A 22234-nucleotide genomic window follows, 5' to 3' on the forward strand; every position below is an offset into this window, starting at 1 on the left:
TAGTCAAATGTAGCCAAACAACAAAATCATAACAACCACCGAGACCGCATACTTTCATGAAAAGCAACTCCATCGCCACACTGGCGGCCCTACTGCCGCTGATTGTAGTCAGCCAGGCAGCCAGCGCGCAGAACGCCGACCGCAAATTCGACAGCGCCACCCGCCGCGACGGCCAGCTGGAAGTCCACACCAGCGACGGCAGCTACCTGATCAAGCCCTACTCCGCCGCCATCGTCGAAACCACCTTCGTGCCCAAGGGTGAGCAGGCCGACCCGGCATCGCATGCGGTGGTGCTGGCGCCGGCCGCAGTCAAGACCACGCTGGTCACGAAAGCCAACAGCGTCGAATATGCCACACCCGGCATCGTCGTCACGATCACCAAGTCGCCGTTCCAGATCGCCTACGCCTACAAGGGCAGGAAGCTGGTCGCGGAAAAACACGGCTACCTGAAGATGAAGGACGATGTCGCCACCGGCAGCAAGGATATCAACAAGGGCGAAGCGCGCGAACTGGAAGCCATCGAGTTCGCACTGGACAAGGACGAGGCGCTGTATGGCGCGGGCGAGCGCGCGGTCGGCATGAACCGCCGCGGCCATCGCTTCACCTTGTACAACAAGGCGCACTACGGCTACGGCGACAAGTCGGAGCAGATGGGCTATGCGATACCGGTGGCGCTGTCGTCGAGAATGTACGCCATCCATTTCGACAATCCGCAAACCGGCTACCTCGATTTCGACAGCAGGAAGGACAACAGCCTGACCTACGAGACCATCGGCGGCCGCAAGACCTACCAGGTCGTCGCCGGCGACACGTGGGAAGACGTGGTCGGCAACTACACCAGCCTGACCGGCAAACAACCGCTGCCGCCGCGCTGGGCCTTCGGCAACTTCGCGATGCGCTTCGGCTACCGCAACGAGACCGTGGCGCGGCAGACGGTGGACAAGTTCATCGCCGACGACATCCCGCTCGACGCCATCGTGTTCGACCTGTTCTGGTTCGGCAAGGAGATCAAGGGCACGATGGGCAACCTGGAATGGGACAAGGACAGCTTCCCCAATCCCACCGGCATGATCGCGGACTTCCAGAAAAAAGGCGTGCAGACGGTGGTCATCACCGAGCCGTTCATCCTGGATTCCTCCAGCAAATGGCAGGAGGCCATCGACAAAAAAGTGCTCGGCACCGACGCCGACGGCAAGCCGCTGGCCTACGACTTCTACTTCGGCCACACGGGGCTGATCGACATCTTCGCCAAGCCGGGCAAGGACTGGTTCTGGAATATCTACAAAGGCCTGCGCCAGCAGGGCGTGACCGGCGTCTGGGGCGACCTGGGCGAGCCGGAAGTGCATCCGACCGCCATGCGCCATGCGGGCGGCCTGACGGCGGACCAGGTCCACAACATCTACGGCCATCAATGGGCGCGGCTGGTGGCGGAAGGCTACCAGCAGGACTTCCCTACCGAGCGTCCGTTCATCCTGATGCGCGCCGGCTACTCGGGTTCGCAGCGCTACGGCATCATCCCGTGGTCCGGCGACGTGGACAGGGGCTGGGGCGGCTTGCAATCGCAGCCGGAGATCTCGCTGCAGATGGGCATGCAGGGCGCAGGCTATATGCACTCGGACCTGGGCGGCTTCGCCAATCCGGTGCTGGACAATGAGCTGTATACGCGCTGGCTGCAGTACGGCGTGTTCCAGCCGGTGTTCCGTCCGCACGCGCAGGACGAAGTGCCGTCGGAGCCGGTTTACCGCGAAGACCGGATCAAGACGCTGGCGCGCGAGGCCATCCGCATGCGCTACCGCCTGCTGCCATACAACTACACGCTCGGTTTCGACAACAACCAGAAGGGCCTGCCGCTGATGCGGCCGATGATCTACGAGGAGCCCGGCAACGCCAGGGTGCGCGCGATGTCGTCGACCTACTTGTGGGGCAAGGACTTCCTGGTCACGCCGGTGCTGAAGCAAGGCGCCACCACGGCCGAGGTCTACTTTCCCGCACGCAGCGCATGGTTCGATTTCTACACCGGCGAGAAGCGCGCCGGCGGCGTCACCGACACGATCGCGCTGGCCGCCGACCACGTGCCGGTCTACGTCCGCGCCGGCGCCTTCATCCCGATGGTCAAGCCGGTACAGTCCACGCGCGACTACTCGACCAAGAATCTCGAGCTGCACTACTACCACGACGCCTCGGTGAGCGCCGGCGCCGGCAAGCTGTATGACGACGACGGCCTGACCGCGCAAGCCTACGAACAGGGCAAGTACGAACTGCTGCACTTCGCCAGCAAGCTGCAGGGCCGCAGCCTGACGCTGCGCGTGGAGTCGGAAACGGGCAATCGGTACCAGCGCCCCGAGCGCAGCATCGCGCTGCAGGTGCACAACGTGACCAGCCACCCATCGATGGTGCGCGTCGACGGCAAGCCGGTGATCTTCGTCTGGGACGAAGCGTCCAAGGTGCTGAACGTGCCAATGCCGGCCTCCAGCCAGGCCAGCCGCAGCGTCGCCATCGCCCTGTAAGCGTGTATCATTGCTGTCAACCCGGGGTCAGATCTGACATTCGGACACGAGCCCTGCCGTAGCGGCCGCTACGGCAGGGCTCGTGTCCGAATGTCAGATCTGACCCCGGGTTTGTACAACAAGACCACCAAGGGAGATGCCTGTGTCACCAAAACTCATCAGCACGCTGCTGGCGTTCAGCGCCATGACAGCCGCCAGTACCACCGTGCTGGCCGCCCCCGCAAAAAAACCTACCGTCGCCGAAGCCGAACGCTTCCTGGCCGACACCGAGGAACGTCTCAATAAGCTGAACAACGAACAGGCCAGGGGCGCCTGGGTCGGTTCCAACTTCATCACCGACGACACCGAGGCCATCGCGTCCTACTTCGCCGAACGCTACCTGACGGCGGCGGGCGAGGCGGCGATTGCCGCGCGCCGCTTCAACGGCTTGAAGCTGGCGCCGGAATCGGCGCGCAAGATGATGCTGCTGCAGCAGACGCTGGTCTTCGCCGACGCCAAGGAACGCGAACAATATGCGCAGCTGCAGGCCGCCATGAACGGCGCCTACGGCAAGGCCAAGTACTGCGTCAAGAAGGACGACAGCACCGGCGACGCCTGCATGGCGCTGGGCGAAATGGAGAAGGTGCTGGCCAGCAGCCGCGACGAGGCCAAGCTCAAGGAAATGTGGCTGGGCTGGCACGCGCAGTCGCCGTCGTACAAGCAGAAGTACACCGAATACGTCGCCCTGTCGAACAAGGGCGCGAAACAAATGGGCTTTGCCGACACCGGCGCCATGTGGCGCGCACAGTACGACATGCCGCCGGAAGCCTTCTCCGCCGAGATGGAGCGCCTGTGGCAGCAGGTCAAGCCGCTGTACGACGCGCTGCATACCTACACCCGCTACAAGCTGCGCCAGACCTACGGCCCGGACGTCGTGCCGCTGACCGGCCCGATCCCGTCCCACCTGTTCGGCAATATGTGGGCGCAGAACTGGAACAACCTGTATCCGCTGCTGAAACCGGCGACCGGCGCCAGCAGCTATGACCTGAGCAAGGTGCTGGAGGAGCGCAAGACCGACGCCAGGCAAATGACGCAATACGCCGAGCGTTTCTACACCTCGCTGGGCATGCAGAAGCTGCCGGCATCGTTCTGGGAGCGCTCGCTGCTGACCAAGCCGCGCGACCGCGATGTGGTGTGCCACGCCTCGGCATGGCCGCTGAACGAGAAGGACGACGTGCGCATCAAGATGTGCATCACGCCGACCGCGGAAGACTTTACCGTGATCCACCACGAGCTGGGTCACGTCTACTACTTCCTGGCCTATGGCAAGCAACCCTATTTGTTCCGCAACGGCGCCAACGACGGCTTCCACGAAGCCATCGGCGACACCGTGGCGCTGTCGATCACGCCGGGCTATCTGCAGAAAGTGGGCCTGATGGACCAGGCTCCGGACGCCGACGCCGACATCGGCCAGCTGCTGGAACGCGCGCTGAGCAAGGTCGCGATTCTGCCCTTCGCCTACTCGGTCGACAAATGGCGCTGGGACGTCTACTCCGGCAAGACCAAGCCTGCGGACTACGACAAGACCTGGTGGCAGCTGCGCGAGCAATACATGGGCATGAAGCGCCCGGCCGCGATCTCCAGCGACGGCTTCGACGCCGGCGCCAAGTACCACGTGGCGGCCGACGTGCCGTACGCGCGCTACTTCCTGGCCGACATGCTGCAGTTCCAGTTCCACCGCGCGCTGTGCCGCGAAGCCGGTTACACCGGTCCGCTGCACCGCTGCTCGGTGTACGACAACGCCAAGGCCGGCGCCAAGCTGCAGCAGATGCTGGCGATGGGCGCGAGCAAGCCGTGGCCGGAAGCGTTGAAGGCGATTTCAGGCGAAGACAAGATCGACGGCGGCGCGCTGCTCGATTACTTCGCACCGCTCAAAACCTGGCTGGATGCGCAGAACGCCGCCTTTGCGGCGGCTGAAAAGAAGTAAGGCCAGCATATCAGGGCAGCAGACCCGCTGCCCTGTATCCGGCCAACGTCTGGTCGAACACCTTCACATCATCGCACCCGCGCGCCACCAGCTGCGCGCCTTCAATCGCCGAGAACACGGCAAACGCCCATCCCTTCAACGCCGCCGGCGCCATCTTCGGCTTGCCGATCGCCAGCACCCTGGCCAGCCACTCGACGATCAATGTGGTAAACCGCTCCACTTCCGCCTTCACCTCCGGCGCCAGGCTGGGCCGCTCGGCCGCCAGCACGCCGGCCATGCACATGCGGTTCTCGCGCATCAGCGTATCGCGGAACACCGCCGCATACCTGGCGATGCACTCCTTCCAGTCCAGCCCATCGGCCAGCAAGCCTTCCAGGTAGCCCAGGAACTCCTCGGTGTACTGGCGCGCCAGCGCCGCGCCAAGGTCGCCCTTGGTCGGAAAGTAGTAATGAATGCTGGAGCTCTTGACCCCCACCGCCTCGGCCAGGTCGCGAAAACTCAGCGCGTTGTAGCCGCCGGCCTGCACCATCAGGCGCGCCGCCATCATCACTTCCTGCTTCTTGTCGCTTGCCATATCCATTCCCGGTAAAAAAATCGCTTGACGCGACAAAACCTCCGGACTTATTATCTACCTATCGATAGATAGACAAATCCAGCTTATCGATCCATTGTAACCTATCTACCGAGAGGTAGATTTAATGAAAGATCCTATGAAAATCCACGACATCCCCGGCTTCCCCAACCCCGCCCGCATCCGCATCGTCCTTGCCGAGAAAGGCCTCACCGAGCAGGTCGAATTCGTCAAGGTCGACCTGTTCGCGGCCGAGCACAAGCAGCAAGCCTTCCTGGCCAAGAATCCGACCGGCGTGGTGCCGGTGCTGGAACTCGACGACGGCGTCTTCATCTCGGAATCGATCGCCATCACCGAGTACCTGGACAACCTCGACGGCAAGCCTGTGCTGACCGGCACCACCCCGCGCGAGAAGGCCATGATCCACATGATGCAAAAACGCGCCGACGACCAGCTGATCGACGCCATCGGCATCTACTTCCATCACGCCACGCCCGGCCTGGGCGAAGCGCTGCAGGCGTACAAGAGCCCAGAATGGGCGCACCGCAAGGAATGGGGAGAACGCAACCTGGAGAAATTCAAGCGCGGCATGGCGTACTTCGACAGCGTGCTGGCCACCCAGCCCTACCTCGCCGGCGGGCAGTTCTCGGTGGCCGACATCACCGCCTACTGCGCGCTGCTGCACGCGGCCTTCGTCGACGTCACGGTGCCGGCAAGCCTGCCCGCGCTGGCGGCGTGGCAGGCCAGGGTGGCCGAACGGCCCAGCGTCAAGAACCGCTCCGGCCAATGACGCGGTGACCTGGCATGGCGGTCAGCAATCGCTGGTCGCCACGTTCCCCTTCTGCATCTGCTCGCGGCAGCGGGCGGAATTGCGCGCGGTTTCGCGCATGTTCTCATCCTTCAGACGCTCCGCCTCACGCGCGCGCTGCTCCAGCAGCGGCTTGGCCGCGGCCTGGTCCTTGTCCAGGCCCGGCGCATTCAATGGACGCTCGATGGTCGCGGCCAGATCGGTGCGCACGGACAGATTGGTCCAGTAAGTGGCCTTGGCGCCGCTGGTCCACACCGCCGTCACTTCCGGCGTGGCGATGCTGCTGACCGAATCGCCGAACTCATAGGTGCGCGTCACCGGCGCGATGCCGAGCGACTTGTCGCCTTCGTAGATGGTGGCGCCGGCAGGATTGCTGTCGTAGGTCAGCATGGCGGTACGCGGACCGGTGGTGGCGCAACCGGCAAACGCGGCGGACAACGAAACCAGCAGGGCCAGACGGACTATTTTTTTCATTGATATCTCCTTTTATCGTCAAATCAAACACACATTACATTTTGTGCCGCTTCGCCGCGCAGTTGGCGGCGATGTAGGCGGAATGGAGCGGCATCGCATCCGCGCAGTTCTTGATCACGCTGGTGACTTCGTCCATGTAGCCGTTGATTTCCTGCTCGCCGATCAGGTCCACCAGCGGGTTGTAGGACTTGGGGCGCAGCCGCTGCCCGTGCATCACCTGCAGCCAGTTGTTCTTGGTGAACAGCTCGCCGCCTTCGCGGAACACGCGGCCGTTGCTGCGGAACAGATCCATCTTGTGCTGCAGCAGTTCGGGCACCGCCATGTTGCGGCAGTAGTCCCAGAACGGCGTGTCGCTGCGCTCGGTGGCCTTGTAATGCAGGATCACGAAGTCGCGCGCCCAGATGTACTCGTCGTCCATCACGCGGTTGAACTGGCGGATATCGGCGGCATCGAAGCCGGCCGCCGGGAAGTAGGTCAGCAGATGCGCGATGCCCATCTGGATCAGGTGGATGCTGGTCGATTCCAGCGGCTCGATAAAGCCGCACGACAAGCCGATCGACACGCAGTTCTTGTTCCACGCCGTGGTGCGCTTGCCGGTGCGGAAGCGCACGGGGCGCGGCTCGGCCAGCGGCTCGCCATCGAGGTTGCTCATCAGGATGGAGGTCGCCTCGTCTTCGCTCATGTACTTGCTGGAGAAGACGTGGCCGTTGCCGATGCGGTGCTGCAGCGGGATGCGCCACTGCCAGCCGGCGCCGCGCGCGGTGGCGCGCGTGAACGGCGTCAGCTCGGCGGCGTTGGCGCAGGGCACGGCGATGGCCGTGTCGCACGGCAGCCAGTGCGACCAGTCCTCGTAGCCGGTCTTGAGCGCGCCCTCGATCAGCAGTGCGCGGAAACCCGAGCAGTCGATGAACAGGTCGCCGTCGATCCTGCCGCCGTCCTCCAGCACCACGGCCGCGATGTGGCCGTCGGCGTCGCGCAGCTGGACCTCGGCGATCTTGCCTTCGATGCGCTGCACGCCGCGCGCCTCGCTGAAGTTGCGCAGGAATTTGGCGTACAGGCTGGCATCGAACTGGTAGGCGTGCACGATCTGCGCCAGCGGCGAATTGGGCAGGTCGGTCTGCGCGCGCATGAACTTGTTGTGCATGCTGGCGACATTATTGAGCGAGAAATGGTCCAGCTCGGGCGCCTTGCCCGCCAGATATTGCTTGAGCCAGTACTGGTGGAAGTCCACCGTCCACGTGTCCTGGCCGATGACGCCGAAGCCGTGGTAGTAGCGGTCGCCGATGCGGCCCCAGTTGACGAACTCGATGCCGAGCTTGAACGTGCCCTGGGTCTGGCGCATGAACTCGTCTTCGTCCAGCTCCAGCATGCGGTTGAACAGGTTGATCATCGGGATCGTGGCTTCGCCCACGCCGATGGTGCCGATCTGGTCCGACTCGACCAGCTTGATGCTGTACTGGCCCTTGAGCGACTTGGCCAGCGCGGAGGCGGTCATCCAGCCGGCCGTGCCGCCGCCGACGATGACGATATTTTTCAGTTTGCGTTGTTCCATCATCCAGACCCACGAGGACGCCATGCAAGGGTCCCTGCACGGCATTGTCAGAAGTATAAAGGTAGAAAGCCCCTTGCCGGCAACATTCCGGCAAGGGGCTTGGAGGTTTCAGGCCACTGCCTTATTACATCTTGTAGCCGACCGTGAAGAACAGCGTGCGGCCGGTTTGCGTACGGGTCTTGGTGGAACCGTCAGCATTGGACTCGACGTAGTACGGGCTGTTCAGGTTGTTCGCCTCGACGCGCAGGGACAGGCCTTTGAGCGGACCTTCCTGGAACTCGTAGCCGACCTGGGCCGAGATCCACTTCTGCGACTCGATGAACACCAGCGCCGGGAAACCGCCGACGGTGTCGTTGGCCACCTTGCCGACGTAGCGCGAACGGTAGTTCTCGGCGATGAAGGCGCTGAAGCCTTTCTTCTCGAAGTACAGCTGGGCCTTGGCGTTGGTCTTCGACAGGCCTGGCAGCGGGATGCTGCCGGCGTCGGCCACCTGGTCCGGATTCTTGCCGATGATGTTAGGCAGTTGCACCGAGCTGAAGGTGGACGAATAGCTGCCGCTGGCGCCGAAGCCGTTCAGCATCGGGTGGATCATCTCGAACGGCGCCGACGCGCTCAGCTCCAGGCCCTTCAGGTCGCCACCGGTGCCGTTGGTGGTCGTGGTGTAGATGCCCTTGTTGCCGCTCGGCAGGTTAGGCAGGCCGAAGGTCGCCAGGAACGGCGTGAAGTCGAAGTCCGAGTAGGTCTGCGGAACGATGTAGCTGTTCAGCTTTTTGTAGAACACGGCGGCGCTCAGGTAGCCCTTCTTGGCGAAGTACTTCTCCAGCGACAGGTCCAGCGCGTTGGCGCGGAACGGGTTCAGGTGCGGATTGCCGGCCGAACCCTCATAACGGGCCGGCTGCGGCACGCCGTTCACGGCTGTCGGGTTGGTGTTGACCGCGAAGCTGAACGAGTTGCGCATGTCGGTCATGTCCGGACGGGCGATCTGGCGCGACAGGCCGAAGCGGGCCAGGTAGCTGTTGCCCAGGTCGAAGTTCAGGTTCAACGCCGGCAGGAAGTCGTGGTACTTGGTGCCGTCTTCCGACATGCCTGGCGAAGGGTTGGTCAGGGTCGGGCTGGAGCCGACGTTGGCGCGGAAGCCGGTCGACGACTGGTCGGTATGGACCAGCTGGGCGCCGACGTTGCCGTGCACAGGGAACTCGCCGAGCTTGGTGTCGATGTCCAGGCGGGCATAGCCGGTAGTGACCTTTTCCTTCACGCCGTAGCTCTTCGACAGGATGTCGTTGTTGTACTTGCGCTGCAGCGCGGCGCCTGGAATCAGCTGCTCCTGCGGCGCGAACACCAGCATGTCGATGCCGACGCCGCCGACGTTGTGCGCCACGGACGAACCGGTCGGGAATGGAACGCGGTCGTAGCCGCCGCCGCTGGCCGAGACGATCAGGCCTTCGTCGGTGACGCGGTCCTTGGTGCGGTTGGTGACGTTGGCGCCGAACTTCAGGGTGCTGAACATCGAACCGTCCGGCAGCTCATACTTGCCTTCGGCGCGGATCGCGTTGACCTGGTCGGTCACGGTCGGGCCCTTGGCGTAGCCGGCCTGCGCCACGGAACCGCAGGCGGAGTTGTTGGCGATGCCGGACCAGCCGCACTGGTTGCGCACGGCCATGGTGTTCGGATCGGTCAGGCTGTTGCCGTAGCTCAGCTGCGGCGTACGGCCGTCCAGGCCGGTCATCGTCAGATTGGCGTTGGTCGGGGTGCCGCCGTAGTATTCGTCGTCGCGCTCGACGCGCACGGCCGAGTTGTGGCTGAAGTCAACCATCGCGCTCCAGCCGTCGGCCATTTTCAGGTTGCTCTTCCAGCCGATCGACTTGATCTTGTCGTGGTCGAAGATGCCTTCGTTGCGGTCGATCAGGCCCACGCCGGTCATGGTGGCCGAGGTGGCGACGCCGTTGGCGACGTTGGCGTTGATGAACTTGCCGGTGCCAGGGATCTGGATCTGGTCGATCTTGGTGTAGTCGTCGATCTTGGACCAGAACATGTCGATCTGGCTGTTGAACGATTTGTTCGGCTTGAACGCCAGGATGGCGGCCACGCCGTCGCGCTTGTCGGTGACGGTGCGGGTGTCGATGTTGAAGCCGTTGCCGCCCGGGACCTTGGCGTTGACGGTGGCGCCGCCGGTGGTGGTCACCGGGCCGGTGTAGTCGCCCCAGGTGCCGAATTCGAATTGGCCGGAGCTGCCGGTCTGGTGCACGTAGCCGATCGCCACGCCGATCTTGCGGTCGGCGAACTGGTCGATGTAGGTCAGGCTGGCGCGGCGGCCGGAGCCCTGCACGTCCAGGCCCAGGCCGTTCTTGGTCTTCTGCGCCTTGACCGAGATGGTGCGCTTGCCGAAGGCCAGCGGGTCGATCAGTTGCTGGTCGATGGTGCCGGCCAGGCCCTGGCCGACGACGGCGGCGTCATTGGTCTTGTAGACGGTGGCGCCGGCGATCAGTTCGGCCGGGTACACGCTCAGGTCGACCGCGCGGCTGTCGCCGGTGCTGGTCTGTTCGCGGCCGTTCAACAGGTAGCCGGCGAAGTCCGGGCCCAGGCCGCGGATGCTGATGGTGGAGGCGCTGCCGTCCTTGGTACGCTGGGTGGTCAGGCCTGGCAGGCGGGCCAGCGATTCGGCGATGGTGGTATCGGGCAGTTTGCCGATGTCTTCAGCGGAGATGGCCTCAACGATGGAGCTGGCGTCTTTTTTGACGGAGATAGCGTCTTCGATACCGCGGCGAATACCGGACACAGTCACCGTTTGCAGCGGCTTGCCATCGGCACCGACGCCCGTCGTCGCGTCTTGCGCGTACGATGGGGTGACCATTGCGGACAGCAGAATGGCGCAGCCGGCGGCAACCGGGCTCAATTTGAATGCAACATTGGTCGGCGCGGAGCCGGCACCACGCTGGTTGGCGGATTTCTTCATTAATGTCCCCTCACTCATCTAAAAATATACCCGCGACACTACAGCCAGCTCTCGCTACATCGACTACACGGGTTCCAAGGAATGCAAACGTTCTAAAAGACGTTCTACGAAGAATTTTGTACTAAAACTAGATTCCATGTCAATTAAACTTCAATCGGCCTACGCCCGCAGAGTGGTGGCAGCCCGTAGACTCCCTATGAAAACGTTGTCCCCGTTGTATTTCGGCTACAGACCAAGGCATAGCAACGTGTAGTGGAACTACATTTTTACCTACCATACCACTTCAGTTCGTAGCATTTCAAACTAAAAGCCACCACTAACCTTGTCGGAAAAACAAATGGCGGCGGATGCCAGCAAAAATGGCAGCTGGAATTGTATTAAAACTAGAATTTGTCGTTTGATAGCCCGTTTGTTTCATAGTATTCTCGCCCGACAAGCCTAGATAACCAACCTGTAGTCCGACTACTTGGAGACGCCATGAACCAAACCCTTGCCGCCGCGTTGCTGGCCGCCCTGCCCTTTGTCGCTCACGCGGAGCCTTACCGCATCGACCATATGGACCCGCCGCTGTGGTGGACCGGCATGCACAACAGCAAACTGCAGCTGATGGTGCACGGGCCGCGGATCGCCGACCTGGAGCCGGCGCTGGCGTATCCGGGCGTGCGCATCGCCTCGGTGTCGCGGGTCGCCAACAGGAACTACCTGTTCATCGACCTGGAGATCGCCCCGGACGCGGCGCCCGGCAAGATGGACCTGGCCTTCAAGCATGGCAACCAGGATGTCCACTACAGCTATCAACTGCTGGCGCGCGCCAGGGACTCGGCCCAACGCATCGGCTTCAGCAGCGCCGACGCCATCTATGAAGTCATGCCGGACCGCTACGCCAACGGCAATCCGGCCAACGACAACGCCGCCGGCATGGCCGACCGCGTGAACCGGGCGGACGGCTCCGGCCGCCACGGCGGCGATATCAAGGGCATCGCCGACCACCTGGACTACATCGCCGGCATGGGCTACACGCAGATCTGGCCGACGCCGCTGCTGGAGTCGAATATGCCGGACGGCTCCTACCACGGCTACGCCACCACCGACCACTACCGCATCGATCCGCGCTACGGCAGCAACGAGGAGTACCGCGGCTTCGTCGCGCAGGCGCGGGCCAAGGGACTGGGCGTGATCCAGGACGTGGTGCTCAACCACATCGGCAGCAAGCACTGGTGGATGCAGGACATGCCGGCGCCGGACTGGCTGACCTACCAGGGCAAGTACGTGCCGACCGAGCATCACCGCGTCGCGCTGCAGGATCCTTATGCGTCGGACGAGGACAAGCGCAACTTCACCGAGGGCTGGTTTGTGCAGGGCATGCCGGACCTGAACCAGGCCAATCCCTATGTCGCGACCTACCTGATCCAGAACGACATCTGGTGGATCGAGTACGCCGGCCTGTCCGGCCTGCGCGTGGACACCTACGGCTACTCCAACAACGACTTCCTCACCCGCTGGTCCGGCAGCATGATGGCCGAGTACCCGAAACTGAACCTGGTGGGCGAGGAATGGAGCCCGCTGATTCCGGTCGTCGCGCACTGGCAGGAGGGCAAGCAGAATTTCAACGGCTACGTGTCGCACATGCCGAGCATGATGGACTTCCCGCTCACCGACACGCTGCGCCGCGCCCTCTCGGCCGCCGACGGCGAGCAATACAGCCTGACCAGTTTGTACGAAACGCTGTCGCAGGACTACCTGTATCCGAATCCGGGCAATCTGGTGCTGTTTGAAGGCAATCACGACGTGTCGCGCATCTACAGCGAGCTCAATGCCGACGACGGGCTGTTCCGCATGGCGATGGCCTTCGTCGCGACGGCGCCGCGCATTCCGCAGTTCTACGCCGGCACCGAGATCCAGATGACCAGCACCACCAAGGGCCGCGACGACGCCTCCTACCGCCACGACTTCCCCGGCGGCTGGAGCGGCGATGCCGTCAACGCCTTCACCGGCGCGGGACTGAGCGCGCAGCAGCTGGCGGCGCAGGCGTATGTGAAGAAGCTGCTCAACTGGCGCAAGGGCGCCGCCGTTATCCATCACGGCAAGATGATGCACTACGGTCCGGAACAGAACACCTATGTCTATTTCCGCTACGATGGCGCGAAGAAGGTGATGGTGGCCTTCAACAAGAACAAGACCGACACCGTGCTGAAAACCGCGCGCTTCCACGAGATGCTGGACGGCGTGCGCTCGGGCGTGGACGTCGCCACCGGCCGGCGCGTGTCGCTGGACGGCGAAGTCACACTGCCGGCGCGCTCGGCGCTGATCCTGGAGATCGAATGATGAGTTTTCGTTTGAGCCTGCTGTGCGCCGCCGTCGCGCTGACGTTGCCCTCCTTGCCGTCGATGGCGGCGACCACCGTCAGCGCCAGCTACGCCACCTACGACGGCAAGCAGGAAACCGTCCGCTACACCACGCCGGACGCCGGCGCGGCGGTGCGCAGCTACACGCAATCGACCACGATGCGCGTGCGCGAAGGCGGCAAACAGGAAATCAGCTACCAGGAATCGGAGCACTTCCCGACCGTCCGCAGCGGCAACCTGGCCTTCGACGCGCTGTTCGCCATGGCCGCCAACGAAATGCGGCTGGACTCCGTCAGCGAAATCCGCGACGGCAGCTACAACGGCGGCAACGCCATCTCCTGCAACTGCTTTGAAACGGGCGAGTTGTGGCACTACGTCTGGACCCGCGACCTGTCTTACGCGGCATCGCTGGGACTGGGCATGCTCGATCCGCGCCGCGTGCGCAATTCGCTGGAGTTCAAGCTGTCCGGCTATCGCGACGGCGTCACGCCCGGCGCGCACGTCGCCGGCACCGCCGACGGCCTGCAGGTCATTCAGGACACCGGCAGCGGTGGCAGCTGGCCGGTCAGCACGGACCGCGTCAGCTGGGCCTTCGGTGCCGAAGAGGCCTTGAAGGCGCTGGCCCCCGATGAGCGCAAGGCCTTCGCGGCGACCGCGCTCAAGGCGCTCTACAACACGCTGGAAAACGACCGCCTTGCCGTCTACGACCAGACCGACGGCTTGTACAACGGCGAGGAATCCTTCCTCGACTGGCGCGAGCAAAGCTACGCCGCCTGGATCCCGCGCGACCTGGCCAGCATGGCGACCTCCAAGGCGCTGTCCACCAACGCCGGCCACTACAAGGCGCTGACGCTGGCGGCGCGGCTGGCGCGCGAACAGGGCGACAACGCGCTGGCCGACAAGTACACCGCATGGGCGGCGGACCTGAAGCGCGCCATCAACCAGCGCCTGTGGCAGCCCGACGCTGGCATGTACAGCAGCGTGACCGCCGGCCATTTCGACGGCGCCCCGCTGTACAAGTATGACTGGCTCGGCCAGACGCTGGCGATCGTCACCGGCATCGCCGACGACAAGCAGGCGCAGAGCATCCTGGCGCACTATCCGCACGGACCGATGGGCGCGCCGGTGATCTATCCGCAGCAGCCGGGCGTGGCGATTTACCACAACCGCGCGATCTGGCCTTTCGTGACGGCGTTCGGACTGAAGGCGGCCGCCAAGGCGGGCAACACGGCGGTGGCCGACGCGGCCTACGACACGCTGATGCGCGGCGCAGCGCTGAACCTGTCGAACATGGAGAACTTGGAGTGGCTGTCCGGCCTGCCGATGTTGAGCGACAAGCGCGCGCAGGGCGACCTGAGCGGCCCAGTGGTCGATTCGCGCCGCCAGCTGTGGTCTGTCGGCGCCTATCTCGGCATGGTGGTCGGCGGCGTGTTCGGCGTGCAGACCACCGATGACGGCATAGCGCTGCAACCGTTCGTGACGGCGAAGCTGCGCCGCGAGACCTTTGCCGGCAGCGATACGGTGACGATGAACCGCCTGAACCTGCGCGGCAAGCGCATGCAGTTGCGCCTGTCGCTGCCGCCGGCCGTACGCGGCGACGGTTACTACGCCATCGAGTCGGCGCGCCTGAACGGCAAGCCGGTGAATTCCGCCACGATGCCGTGGTCGGCGCTCGCCGACGACAACGTCATCGAGATCGCGCTCGGCAAACTGATCGCTGGCCAGCAGTCGATCCACCGCGTGAGCGCGCAACCGCTGGCGAGCGATCCCGCGGTCTACTCTCCCGCCGAGCCGCGCATCGTCAAACTGGAACGCGGCACCTATGATTTCCCGACGCTGACGATAGACGGCGTCGACAAGGGAGCGGTGGTCAACATCTACCGCAACGGCAAGCTGGCGACCCAGCGCGTTACCGCCAGGACCTGGGCCGACCGCCGCGCGCCGCTGCTCGGCAAAGGCGAGAACGACAACCTGTGCTACGCGGTCGAGGCGCTGTACACCGGCTCCGGCAACCGCAGCCACCACAGCGCGCCCGTATGCCTGAATACCGGCGTGGAAATCGCCGCCGATGTCGCCGCGCTGCCCGGCATCAAGGTCGACCGCGACGGCAGCTACGCGCTGCAGCTCAAGTACCGCAACACCGCGCACCAGATCAACCTGGGCATCAGCGGCGGCGTGAAATGGCTGACGGTCAGGGATGGCGGCGGCAAGGTCGCGGCGCAAGGCGTGGTGCAGCTGCCGCACTCGCCCGCCGATGCGGGACCGTCATGGTCGACGCCGGTCAAGGCCGACCTGACGGCCGGCAGCTACAGCCTGGAGCTGTCCGACTTCTACAACATGAGCTACCTGAAGTCCAACACCAGCTATGCGGATGCGGGCGGCGTCAAGGGACCGTCGAACCGTTTCGAACTTCATGGCATCCGCGTCATGCCGTTGCCGCGCGCCGCGACCAAACCCGCCACAGGCGCCGTCACCACTGTTCCGGCTTGGGCCGCCGTGCCGCCGGCGGGCACGATCCGCATCGTCGAGCAGCTCGCCTCGCCGCAGTTGGGCAACAGCCGCAAGCTGCGCATCTACCTGCCGCCCGGCTACGACGCCCATCCGCAGCAGCGCTATCCGGTGCTCTACATGCACGACGGCCAGAACCTGTTCGATCCGAAGGATGCCGCCTACGGCGCCGCCTGGGACATCGCGCAGACGATGGACCGGCTGATCGCCGGCGGCGCCATCGTCCCGGCCATCGTCGTCGGCATCGACAACACCTCCGACCGCCTGCCGGAATACACGCCCTGCTGCGACCCGCGATACGGCGGCGGCAAGCTCGAAGCCTACATGGCCTTCATCGTCGATACCGTCAAGCCGTGGGCCGACGCCAACCTGCGCACGCTGCCCGGCCGCGAGCACACCGCCATCATGGGTTCCTCGCTGGGCGGCATCGCCTCGGTCTACATCGCCCAGCGCCGGCCGGACGTGTTTTCCATGGCCGGCGGCGTATCGAGTTCGTTCTGGTGGAACAAGGGCGACATGACGGCCAGGGTGCCGGCGCCGTCGGACGTCAAGTTCTACCTCGACGCCGGCAGCGACGACGACGGCCTGGCCGACACGCTGAAAATGCGCGACGCCATGCTGGCCAAAGGCTACCGCCTGAATGAAGACCTGATGTTCTACCCGGCCGAAGGCGCCATCCACAACGAGCGCTCGTGGGCGGCGCGCGTGCAGCGGCCGCTGACGTGGTTCTTCGCGCCGCCGACGACGCTGCCAGCGATCACGACGAAGTAAGCGCTTCCAGGCGGCGCTGGCGGCTCAGCAGCAGTGCCTCCAGCTCGTCCGGCGACACCGCCCCGCTGAGGCAGAAGCCGAAGGCCTCGTCGCAGCCCATCGCCTCCAGCTGGCTCAGCTGGTCGCCGGTCTCGACGCCGCCGGCGACCACCCGCATGTTCAACGTATGCGCCATCGCGATGATGGCGCGCACCATCGCCCCCTCGTCCGCCGTCCGGCCGTCGGCAAGGCGGTCGGTCGGCTGCCGCGCGCTGCGCCGCAGGTCGTCGATAAAGGACTTGTTGATCTTGACCAGGTCCACCGGGAAGCGCCGCAGGTAGTTCAGCGACGCATAGCCGGTGCCGAAGTCGCTGATCGAGATGCCCACGCCCAGCTGCTTGAACTGGCGCAGGATGGCGTCGCAGTTCTGCCCCTTGTCGATCAACATGTCCTCGGTGATTTCCAGTTCGATGTAGCGGCCCGGCACGCCGGCCTGCCGCAGTATCTCGCCGAAGTCGTGCGCGATATCCTTCTGGTAGAACTGGCGCGGCGACAGGTGCACCGACACCGTCAGCGGACGGCCCAGTTCCATCCAGCGCCGCGCCTGCGCCGCCGCCGTCGCCATCACCCACACGCCGACCGGCAGGATCAGCGCGCTCTCCTCCAGCACCGGCAGGAAATCCGGCGGCATCACCAGCCCCAGCTCCGGATGGCGCCAGCGTATCAGCGCCTTCACGCCGGTGATCTTCTGCTCGTTCAGGTTCAGCTTGGGCTGGTAGGTCAGCACGAACTCGTTGTGCTCCAGCGCATGCCGCAGCGAGGTTTCCAGCACCAGCCGCGAATACGCCTTGGCCTGCATGCTGGGCACGAAGCGCAGGCCGCTGCCCTTGCCGCGCTGCTTGGCCGCATACATCGCCAGGTCGGCTTTTTCCAGCAGCGCGTCGGTGTCGGCGGCGTCGTCCGGATAGACGGCGATGCCGATGCTGGCCGCCACCGCCAGCGTTTCGCCGTGGACCAGGAACGGCGCGGCGATGGCGGCGATGATCTTGTCGGCCACCTGCTGCGCATCGAGCGCGCTGTGCAGTTCGGTCAGCAGCACGATGAACTCGTCGCCACTCTGCCTGGCCACCGTGTCGACCTCGCGCACGCAACTGCGCAGGCGCTGGGAAAACTGCACCAGCACCTGGTCGCCGGCGTCGTGGCCGAGGTTGTCGTTGATGGCCTTGAAATGGTCGATGTCGATAAACAGCACCGCCAGCAGGCTGCTGTGGCGGCGCGCGTAGGCGATGCCGTGCTCAAGCCGCAGCTGGCACTGCAGGCGGTTGGGCAGGCCGGTGAGGCTGTCGTGGTGGGCGATGTAGTCCAGGCGCATTTCGGCGTCGCGGTGGGATTCCAGCGCGCCCTGCAATTGGGTGCAGCGCGCGCGCAGGACGCGGACACGTGCTTCGCCATACCACAACGCCAGCAAACAAGGTGCGATGCCGGCCAGCGCCGGCCATAGGCTGTTCATGCTGTCCCTCTCCATCCGGTGCACCGGGGAAGAGGGCATCATAGTGGATACCGGCGGACCTCGCCGGTGCTTCCAACGCACAATTGAGACGCATCAAATCGTGCGAGCCGCCTCAGGCATGTCAGGCAACCGCCAGCATCCGGCGTGACGGCCCATGCGCGGCCGGCGCGGCGCTCTGTTCCTGCAGCTTGAACACGCTGACCGCCTCCGTCAGGCTGGCCGCCTGCTGCTCCAGCGCGTCCGCGGCGGCGGCGGCCTCCTCCACCAGCGCGGCATTCTGCTGGGTCACGCTGTCCATCTGGTTGATGGCGAGGCTGATCTGCTCGATGCCGTCGCGCTGCTCGCCGCTGGCGATGGAAATCTCGCCGATGATGGCCGTCACGCGCTGCACGCTGGCCACCACCTCGCCCATGGTTTCGCCGGCCTGGCCGACCAGCCGGCTGCCTGCCTCCACGCGCTCGACCGAATCGCCGATCAGCGCCTTGATTTCCTTGGCCGCCGCCGCCGAACGCTGGGCCAGGTTGCGCACCTCGGACGCCACCACGGCGAAGCCACGGCCCTGTTCGCCCGCGCGGGCCGCCTCCACCGCCGCGTTCAGCGCCAGGATATTGGTCTGGAACGCGATGCCGTCGATGACGCCGATGATGTCGACGATCTTCTTCGACGACTCGTTGATCGAGCCCATCGTGCGCACCATCTGCTCGACCGCGTCGCCGCCGCGCGCGGCCACGGTGGACGCCGTATCGGCCAGCTTGCAGGCCTCGGCGGCGTTGACGTTATTCTGCTGCACGGTGGTGGTCAGCTGCACCATGGCGGCAGCCGTCTCCTCCAGCGAGCTGGCCTGCTCCTCGGTGCGGCCCGACAGGTCGAGATTGCCGGCGGCGATTTCCACCGCCGCGCCGTGGATGCTCTCGGTACCGGTGCGTACCTTGCCGACGATGCTGCACAGGTTATTTTGCATCAGCTTGAGCGCGCCCAGCAGCGCGCCGATCTCGTCGGTGCTGGTCACATGCACCTCGCTGCGCAGATCGCCGCCGGCCACCGTCTGCGCCATGCTGACGGCCTCGTCCAGCGGCACCGTGATGCTCTTGATCAGCCACACCACCGTGACGCAGCCGACCACCAGCGTGACCAGCAGCGTGATGCCCATCGCCAGCATCGCGCGCGCATGCGCGGCCTGGTTTTCGGCGTCCATTTCCTGCATCAGCCGCTGCGACTCCTTGCCGATGAAGGCGACGATGTCGTCGATCTTCTTGGTCGGCTCGCGGTCCATGCCCTTGACCAGCGCGTCGACCACATGGGCGCTTTCCTGGTTGGCGTGATCGTATTTTTCCAGCGCCGCCATGTAGCGCGTCACCAGCTGGTTCTGGGTGGCGATCGCCTCGTCGACCAGTGGCGTGCGCAGATTGAGCTTGGCCAGCAATGCCTGCAGTCTTTGCAGTTCGGCGCGGGTGGTTTCGCCGCCCTTGACGAAGGCCTTGCTGTATTTGTCGAACTGCGCAGGATCGTTGCCACGCAACAGGGTATTTTTCCACTCCTGCACCTGGATCTTGAATTCGACCTGGGCGCTGCGCGCCACGTCGATGGCCTGGCTCAGGGTCACCGAGCGCTGCATGGCCTCGGCGCTGCGCACGTTGCTGCTCTCCAGCGCGCGCCAGCCGCCGGTGGCCACGACGGCCAGCGCAACGAAGAAGAACGCGCCCAGCAGTCCCAAACGCACACCGATCTTCAGATTGGAGAGTTTCATATTGACCCTTTCGGCAATAGGCAACTTCAGTTTCTTCAGATTCATCATGCGCCCAGCGGCCGGAAAATCCAAGGCCGTGGCATGAAAATTCTATCGAATTCTCACCCCTGCAACATATCAGCTCAACCGGGCGGGAACTCGATGCAGTAAATATTGGTAGGACGGCCATCCGGCGGCAGCATCTGCAACTCGACAAAGCTCATGCCCAGCTTTTCCAGCAGATTGATGGAATTGGTGTTGGCCGGATTGGTGATGCCCAGCAGCCGCTTCATGCCCAGCTGTTCGCGCGCGTAGCGCACCACGGCGGCGGCGGCCTCGTAGGTATAGCCCTGGCCGAACCAGGCCGGACGGATCGCGTAGCCGATGTCGACGCCGGGCAGGCTGTCGCGCTTGATCAGGCCGCACAAGCCCAGCGGCTTGCCGTCGCTCTTGCGCTCCATGACGTACAGCGAATGGCCCAGCCGCTCCTGCATCGCGCAGGGGCCTTCGAGGATGGCCGCGCGCGCGCCTTCGACGCTGCGGATGCCCTTGTCGCCGATATGCTCGAGCCAGGTTGGATCGTTGACCAGTTCATAATAAAAGGCTGCGTCATCGGCGCCGATGGTGCGCAGCGTGAGGCGTTCGGTGTCCAGTATTTTCATGCGTCGGGCCAATGAGAGGGGTCTTCCAGCAACTGGTACATGACGTAGACGTCGACGTAGCCCAGCAGCCGGTGATGGTAAGCGCGCGGCAAGGTGCCGACGATCGAGAAGCCGAGCTTTTTCCACAACAGCACGGCCGGCGTGTTGGAGCTGACCACGTAGTTGAACTGCATCGCCAGGTAGCCCTGGCGGCGCGCGCGGTCCAGGCAGTCGCGGCCCAGCAGCTTGCCCACGCCGACGCCCTGCGCCGCCGGGCTGACCATGAACGAGGCGTTGGCCACATGGGCGCCGCGGTCGCGCTGGTTGGCGATCAGGCGGTACATGCCGACCAGCCGCTCGCCGTTGTGGATCGCCACAAAGGTTTGCACGCCGGGGCCGAACCAGTAGGCGTGGCAATCTTCGCGGCTGGTGTCGGCGGCAAAATAAAACGTGTCGCCGCTGGCGATCAGTTCCTGGAAGATGCCCCACATGGCGGCGAAGTCGGCTTCCGCCGCGGGCCGGATGGCGATTTCTTTCACGGTAGCTCCAAGCCGGTTAAACAGTGTTCGATTGTCATGTATTTCCGATGGCAAGTCCAGTTTGCGCAGCCGTGCGGACGGCCGCGCCCGTCTCAGCGGCCGAGCCGGAAACCGACCACCGGCGGCCGGCCAGGCAAGCTCAACTGCGCCTGCGCGCGCGGCGATTCGGCGATCACCTGTCCGCGCCGCATCACCAGCCGTCGCGCCGCGCGCAGGCGGATCGCCTCGACCGGATCGGCCGCGTCCAGCAGCACCAGGTCGGCATGGCAGCCGACCGCCACGCCATAGCCTTGCAGCCCGAGGATGCGCGCCGGCGCCGCCGTGACGGCGTTGAAGCAGGCGCGCATCGCGTCCTGCCCGGTCATCTGCGCCACGTGCAGGCCCATGTGCGCCACTTCCAGCATGTCGCCCGACCCCAGGCTGTACCACGGGTCCATCACGCAGTCGTGGCCGAACGCCACCTCGACGCCGGCCGCCAGCAACTCCGGCACCCGCGTCATGCCGCGCCGCTTCGGATAGCTATCGTGGCGGCCCTGCAGGGTGATGTTGATCAGCGGATTGGCGATCGCCGCCACGCCCGCCTCGCGTATCAGCGGCAGCAGCTTGCTGACGTAGTAGTTGTCCATCGAATGCATCGACGTCAGGTGCGAGCCGGCCACGCGGCCGTGCAGGCCGAGGCGGTTGCTGTGATAGGCCAGCGTTTCGATGTGGCGCGACAGCGGATCGTCCGACTCGTCGCAATGCATGTCCACCATCAGGCCCTGTTCGGCGGCGAATTCGCACAGGATGCGCACCGATTCCGCGCCGTCGGCCATGGTGCGCTCGAAGTGCGGTATGCCGCCGACCACGTCGACGCCCATCGCGATGGCGCGCTTCAGGTTGGCCAGCGCGGTCGGGCTGCGCAGCACGCCGTCCTGCGGAAAGGCCACCAGTTGCAGGTCGAGGTAGGGCGCCACCAGCCGCTTCACTTCCAGCAGCGCCTCGACCGCCAGCAGGCGGTCGTCGCAGACGTCGACGTGGGTGCGGATCGCCAGCAGCCCGCGCGCCACGGCCCAGTCGCAATATTGCAACGCCCGTTCGACCAGCGCCTGCTGGGTCAGGTCAGGCTTCAGCTCGCCCCACAGCGCTATGCCTTCGAGCAAGGTGCCGGAGGCGTTGACGCGCGGCAGGCCGTAGCTCAGCGTGGCGTCCATGTGGAAATGGGCGTCGACGAAGGGCGCGCTGACCAGATCGCCGCCGGCGTCGATCTCGCGCGCGGCCCGCAGCGGCAGCGCCTTGCCGATGGCGGCGATGCGGCCGTGCTCGATGGCGATGTCGACGCCTTGTTGTCCGTCGGCCAGGTTGGCATTGCGTATGACGACATCCATTCAGCGTTCTCCAGTAA

14 protein-coding genes are annotated in these 22234 nt (G+C 64.7%); 5 read left to right on the top strand and 9 right to left on the bottom strand.

The window, feature by feature from the left end; genetic code table 11:
• The first annotated feature begins 56 nt into the window (after nt 1-56).
• A complete protein-coding gene (locus ACSQ3S_RS27995; RefSeq protein WP_436144413.1) occupies nt 57-2507 on the top strand; it encodes a TIM-barrel domain-containing protein in 2451 nt (816 codons plus the stop codon).
• Between the two features lie 136 nt (nt 2508-2643).
• The gene (locus ACSQ3S_RS28000) at nt 2644-4473 is read left to right on the top strand and encodes a M2 family metallopeptidase (RefSeq protein WP_436144414.1); all 1830 of its coding nucleotides are present in this window, start codon (nt 2644-2646) and stop codon (nt 4471-4473) included.
• Nucleotides 4474-4483: 10 nt separating this feature from the next.
• On the opposite strand, the gene ACSQ3S_RS28005 is transcribed toward ACSQ3S_RS28000, so the two are convergent.
• Nucleotides 4484-5047: a TetR/AcrR family transcriptional regulator gene (locus tag ACSQ3S_RS28005; protein ID WP_176652747.1), complete on the bottom strand. Its 564-nt coding sequence runs from the start codon at nt 5045-5047 to the stop codon at nt 4484-4486.
• A 136-nt stretch (nt 5048-5183) separates the two neighbouring features.
• On the opposite strand from ACSQ3S_RS28005, the gene ACSQ3S_RS28010 reads away from it, so the two are divergent.
• Nucleotides 5184-5834: a glutathione S-transferase family protein gene (locus ACSQ3S_RS28010; protein ID WP_436144415.1), complete on the top strand. Its 651-nt coding sequence runs from the start codon at nt 5184-5186 to the stop codon at nt 5832-5834.
• A gap of 21 nt (nt 5835-5855) precedes the next feature.
• On the opposite strand, the gene ACSQ3S_RS28015 is transcribed toward ACSQ3S_RS28010, so the two are convergent.
• From ACSQ3S_RS28015 to ACSQ3S_RS28025, 3 genes are all read right to left on the bottom strand, one after another.
• The gene (locus ACSQ3S_RS28015) at nt 5856-6326 is read right to left on the bottom strand and encodes a hypothetical protein (protein ID WP_436144416.1); all 471 of its coding nucleotides are present in this window, start codon (nt 6324-6326) and stop codon (nt 5856-5858) included.
• 34 nt (nt 6327-6360) lie between these two features.
• A complete protein-coding gene (locus tag ACSQ3S_RS28020) occupies nt 6361-7878 on the bottom strand; it encodes a tryptophan halogenase family protein (protein ID WP_436145087.1) in 1518 nt (505 codons plus the stop codon).
• Nucleotides 7879-8002: 124 nt separating this feature from the next.
• Nucleotides 8003-10831, bottom strand: a complete 2829-nt coding sequence (locus tag ACSQ3S_RS28025) for a TonB-dependent receptor (protein WP_413448554.1) — start codon at nt 10829-10831, stop codon at nt 8003-8005.
• Nucleotides 10832-11308: 477 nt separating this feature from the next.
• Between ACSQ3S_RS28025 and ACSQ3S_RS28030 the strand changes: the two genes are divergently transcribed.
• Both ACSQ3S_RS28030 and ACSQ3S_RS28035 read left to right on the top strand, forming a co-directional pair.
• A complete protein-coding gene (locus ACSQ3S_RS28030) occupies nt 11309-13156 on the top strand; it encodes a glycoside hydrolase family 13 protein (RefSeq protein WP_436144417.1) in 1848 nt (615 codons plus the stop codon).
• Complete coding sequence (locus ACSQ3S_RS28035; protein ID WP_436144418.1) at nt 13153-16455, top strand: alpha/beta hydrolase-fold protein; 3303 nt, start codon at nt 13153-13155, stop codon at nt 16453-16455. The genes ACSQ3S_RS28030 and ACSQ3S_RS28035 overlap by 4 nt, the downstream gene beginning before the upstream one ends.
• On the opposite strand, the gene ACSQ3S_RS28040 is transcribed toward ACSQ3S_RS28035, so the two are convergent.
• The 5 genes from ACSQ3S_RS28040 to ACSQ3S_RS28060 form a co-directional block, all read right to left on the bottom strand.
• Nucleotides 16442-17944 (bottom strand): EAL domain-containing protein, encoded by a 1503-nt coding sequence (locus ACSQ3S_RS28040; RefSeq protein WP_176652742.1) that lies wholly within the window; start codon nt 17942-17944, stop codon nt 16442-16444. The two genes, ACSQ3S_RS28035 and ACSQ3S_RS28040, sit on opposite strands and share 14 nt — an antisense overlap.
• Nucleotides 17945-18065: 121 nt before the next feature.
• Entirely contained in the window at nt 18066-19691 is a 1626-nt protein-coding gene (locus tag ACSQ3S_RS28045) for a methyl-accepting chemotaxis protein (protein WP_436144419.1), read from the bottom strand.
• Between the two features lie 122 nt (nt 19692-19813).
• Nucleotides 19814-20332: a GNAT family N-acetyltransferase gene (locus tag ACSQ3S_RS28050; protein WP_176652740.1), complete on the bottom strand. Its 519-nt coding sequence runs from the start codon at nt 20330-20332 to the stop codon at nt 19814-19816.
• Complete coding sequence (locus tag ACSQ3S_RS28055; RefSeq protein WP_413448549.1) at nt 20329-20850, bottom strand: GNAT family N-acetyltransferase; 522 nt, start codon at nt 20848-20850, stop codon at nt 20329-20331. Before ACSQ3S_RS28055 ends, ACSQ3S_RS28050 begins: the two co-directional genes overlap by 4 nt.
• Before the next feature lie 92 nt (nt 20851-20942).
• Nucleotides 20943-22217, bottom strand: a complete 1275-nt coding sequence (locus tag ACSQ3S_RS28060; protein ID WP_413448548.1) for an amidohydrolase family protein — start codon at nt 22215-22217, stop codon at nt 20943-20945.
• Nucleotides 22218-22234: the final 17 nt, after the last annotated feature.

The organism is Duganella sp. LjRoot269 (assembly GCF_964254095.1).
Taxonomy (GTDB): Bacteria; Pseudomonadota; Gammaproteobacteria; order Burkholderiales; family Burkholderiaceae_D; genus Rugamonas; species Rugamonas hordei.

Excerpts from the sequence above, each read along its gene's own strand:
- ACSQ3S_RS27995 (WP_436144413.1), top strand. The coding sequence starts at position 57 with ATGAAAAGCAACTCCATCGCCACACTGGCGGCCCTACTGCCGCTGATT.
- ACSQ3S_RS28000 (WP_436144414.1), top strand. The coding sequence starts at position 2,644 with ATGCCTGTGTCACCAAAACTCATCAGCACGCTGCTGGCGTTCAGCGCC.
- ACSQ3S_RS28005 (WP_176652747.1), bottom strand. The coding sequence starts at position 5,047 with ATGGCAAGCGACAAGAAGCAGGAAGTGATGATGGCGGCGCGCCTGATG.
- ACSQ3S_RS28010 (WP_436144415.1), top strand. The coding sequence starts at position 5,184 with ATGAAAATCCACGACATCCCCGGCTTCCCCAACCCCGCCCGCATCCGC.
- ACSQ3S_RS28015 (WP_436144416.1), bottom strand. The coding sequence starts at position 6,326 with ATGAAAAAAATAGTCCGTCTGGCCCTGCTGGTTTCGTTGTCCGCCGCG.
- ACSQ3S_RS28020 (WP_436145087.1), bottom strand. The coding sequence starts at position 7,878 with ATGGAACAACGCAAACTGAAAAATATCGTCATCGTCGGCGGCGGCACG.
- ACSQ3S_RS28025 (WP_413448554.1), bottom strand. The coding sequence starts at position 10,831 with ATGAAGAAATCCGCCAACCAGCGTGGTGCCGGCTCCGCGCCGACCAAT.
- ACSQ3S_RS28030 (WP_436144417.1), top strand. The coding sequence starts at position 11,309 with ATGAACCAAACCCTTGCCGCCGCGTTGCTGGCCGCCCTGCCCTTTGTC.
- ACSQ3S_RS28035 (WP_436144418.1), top strand. The coding sequence starts at position 13,153 with ATGATGAGTTTTCGTTTGAGCCTGCTGTGCGCCGCCGTCGCGCTGACG.
- ACSQ3S_RS28040 (WP_176652742.1), bottom strand. The coding sequence starts at position 17,944 with ATGAACAGCCTATGGCCGGCGCTGGCCGGCATCGCACCTTGTTTGCTG.
- ACSQ3S_RS28045 (WP_436144419.1), bottom strand. The coding sequence starts at position 19,691 with ATGAAACTCTCCAATCTGAAGATCGGTGTGCGTTTGGGACTGCTGGGC.
- ACSQ3S_RS28050 (WP_176652740.1), bottom strand. The coding sequence starts at position 20,332 with ATGAAAATACTGGACACCGAACGCCTCACGCTGCGCACCATCGGCGCC.
- ACSQ3S_RS28060 (WP_413448548.1), bottom strand. The coding sequence starts at position 22,217 with ATGGATGTCGTCATACGCAATGCCAACCTGGCCGACGGACAACAAGGC.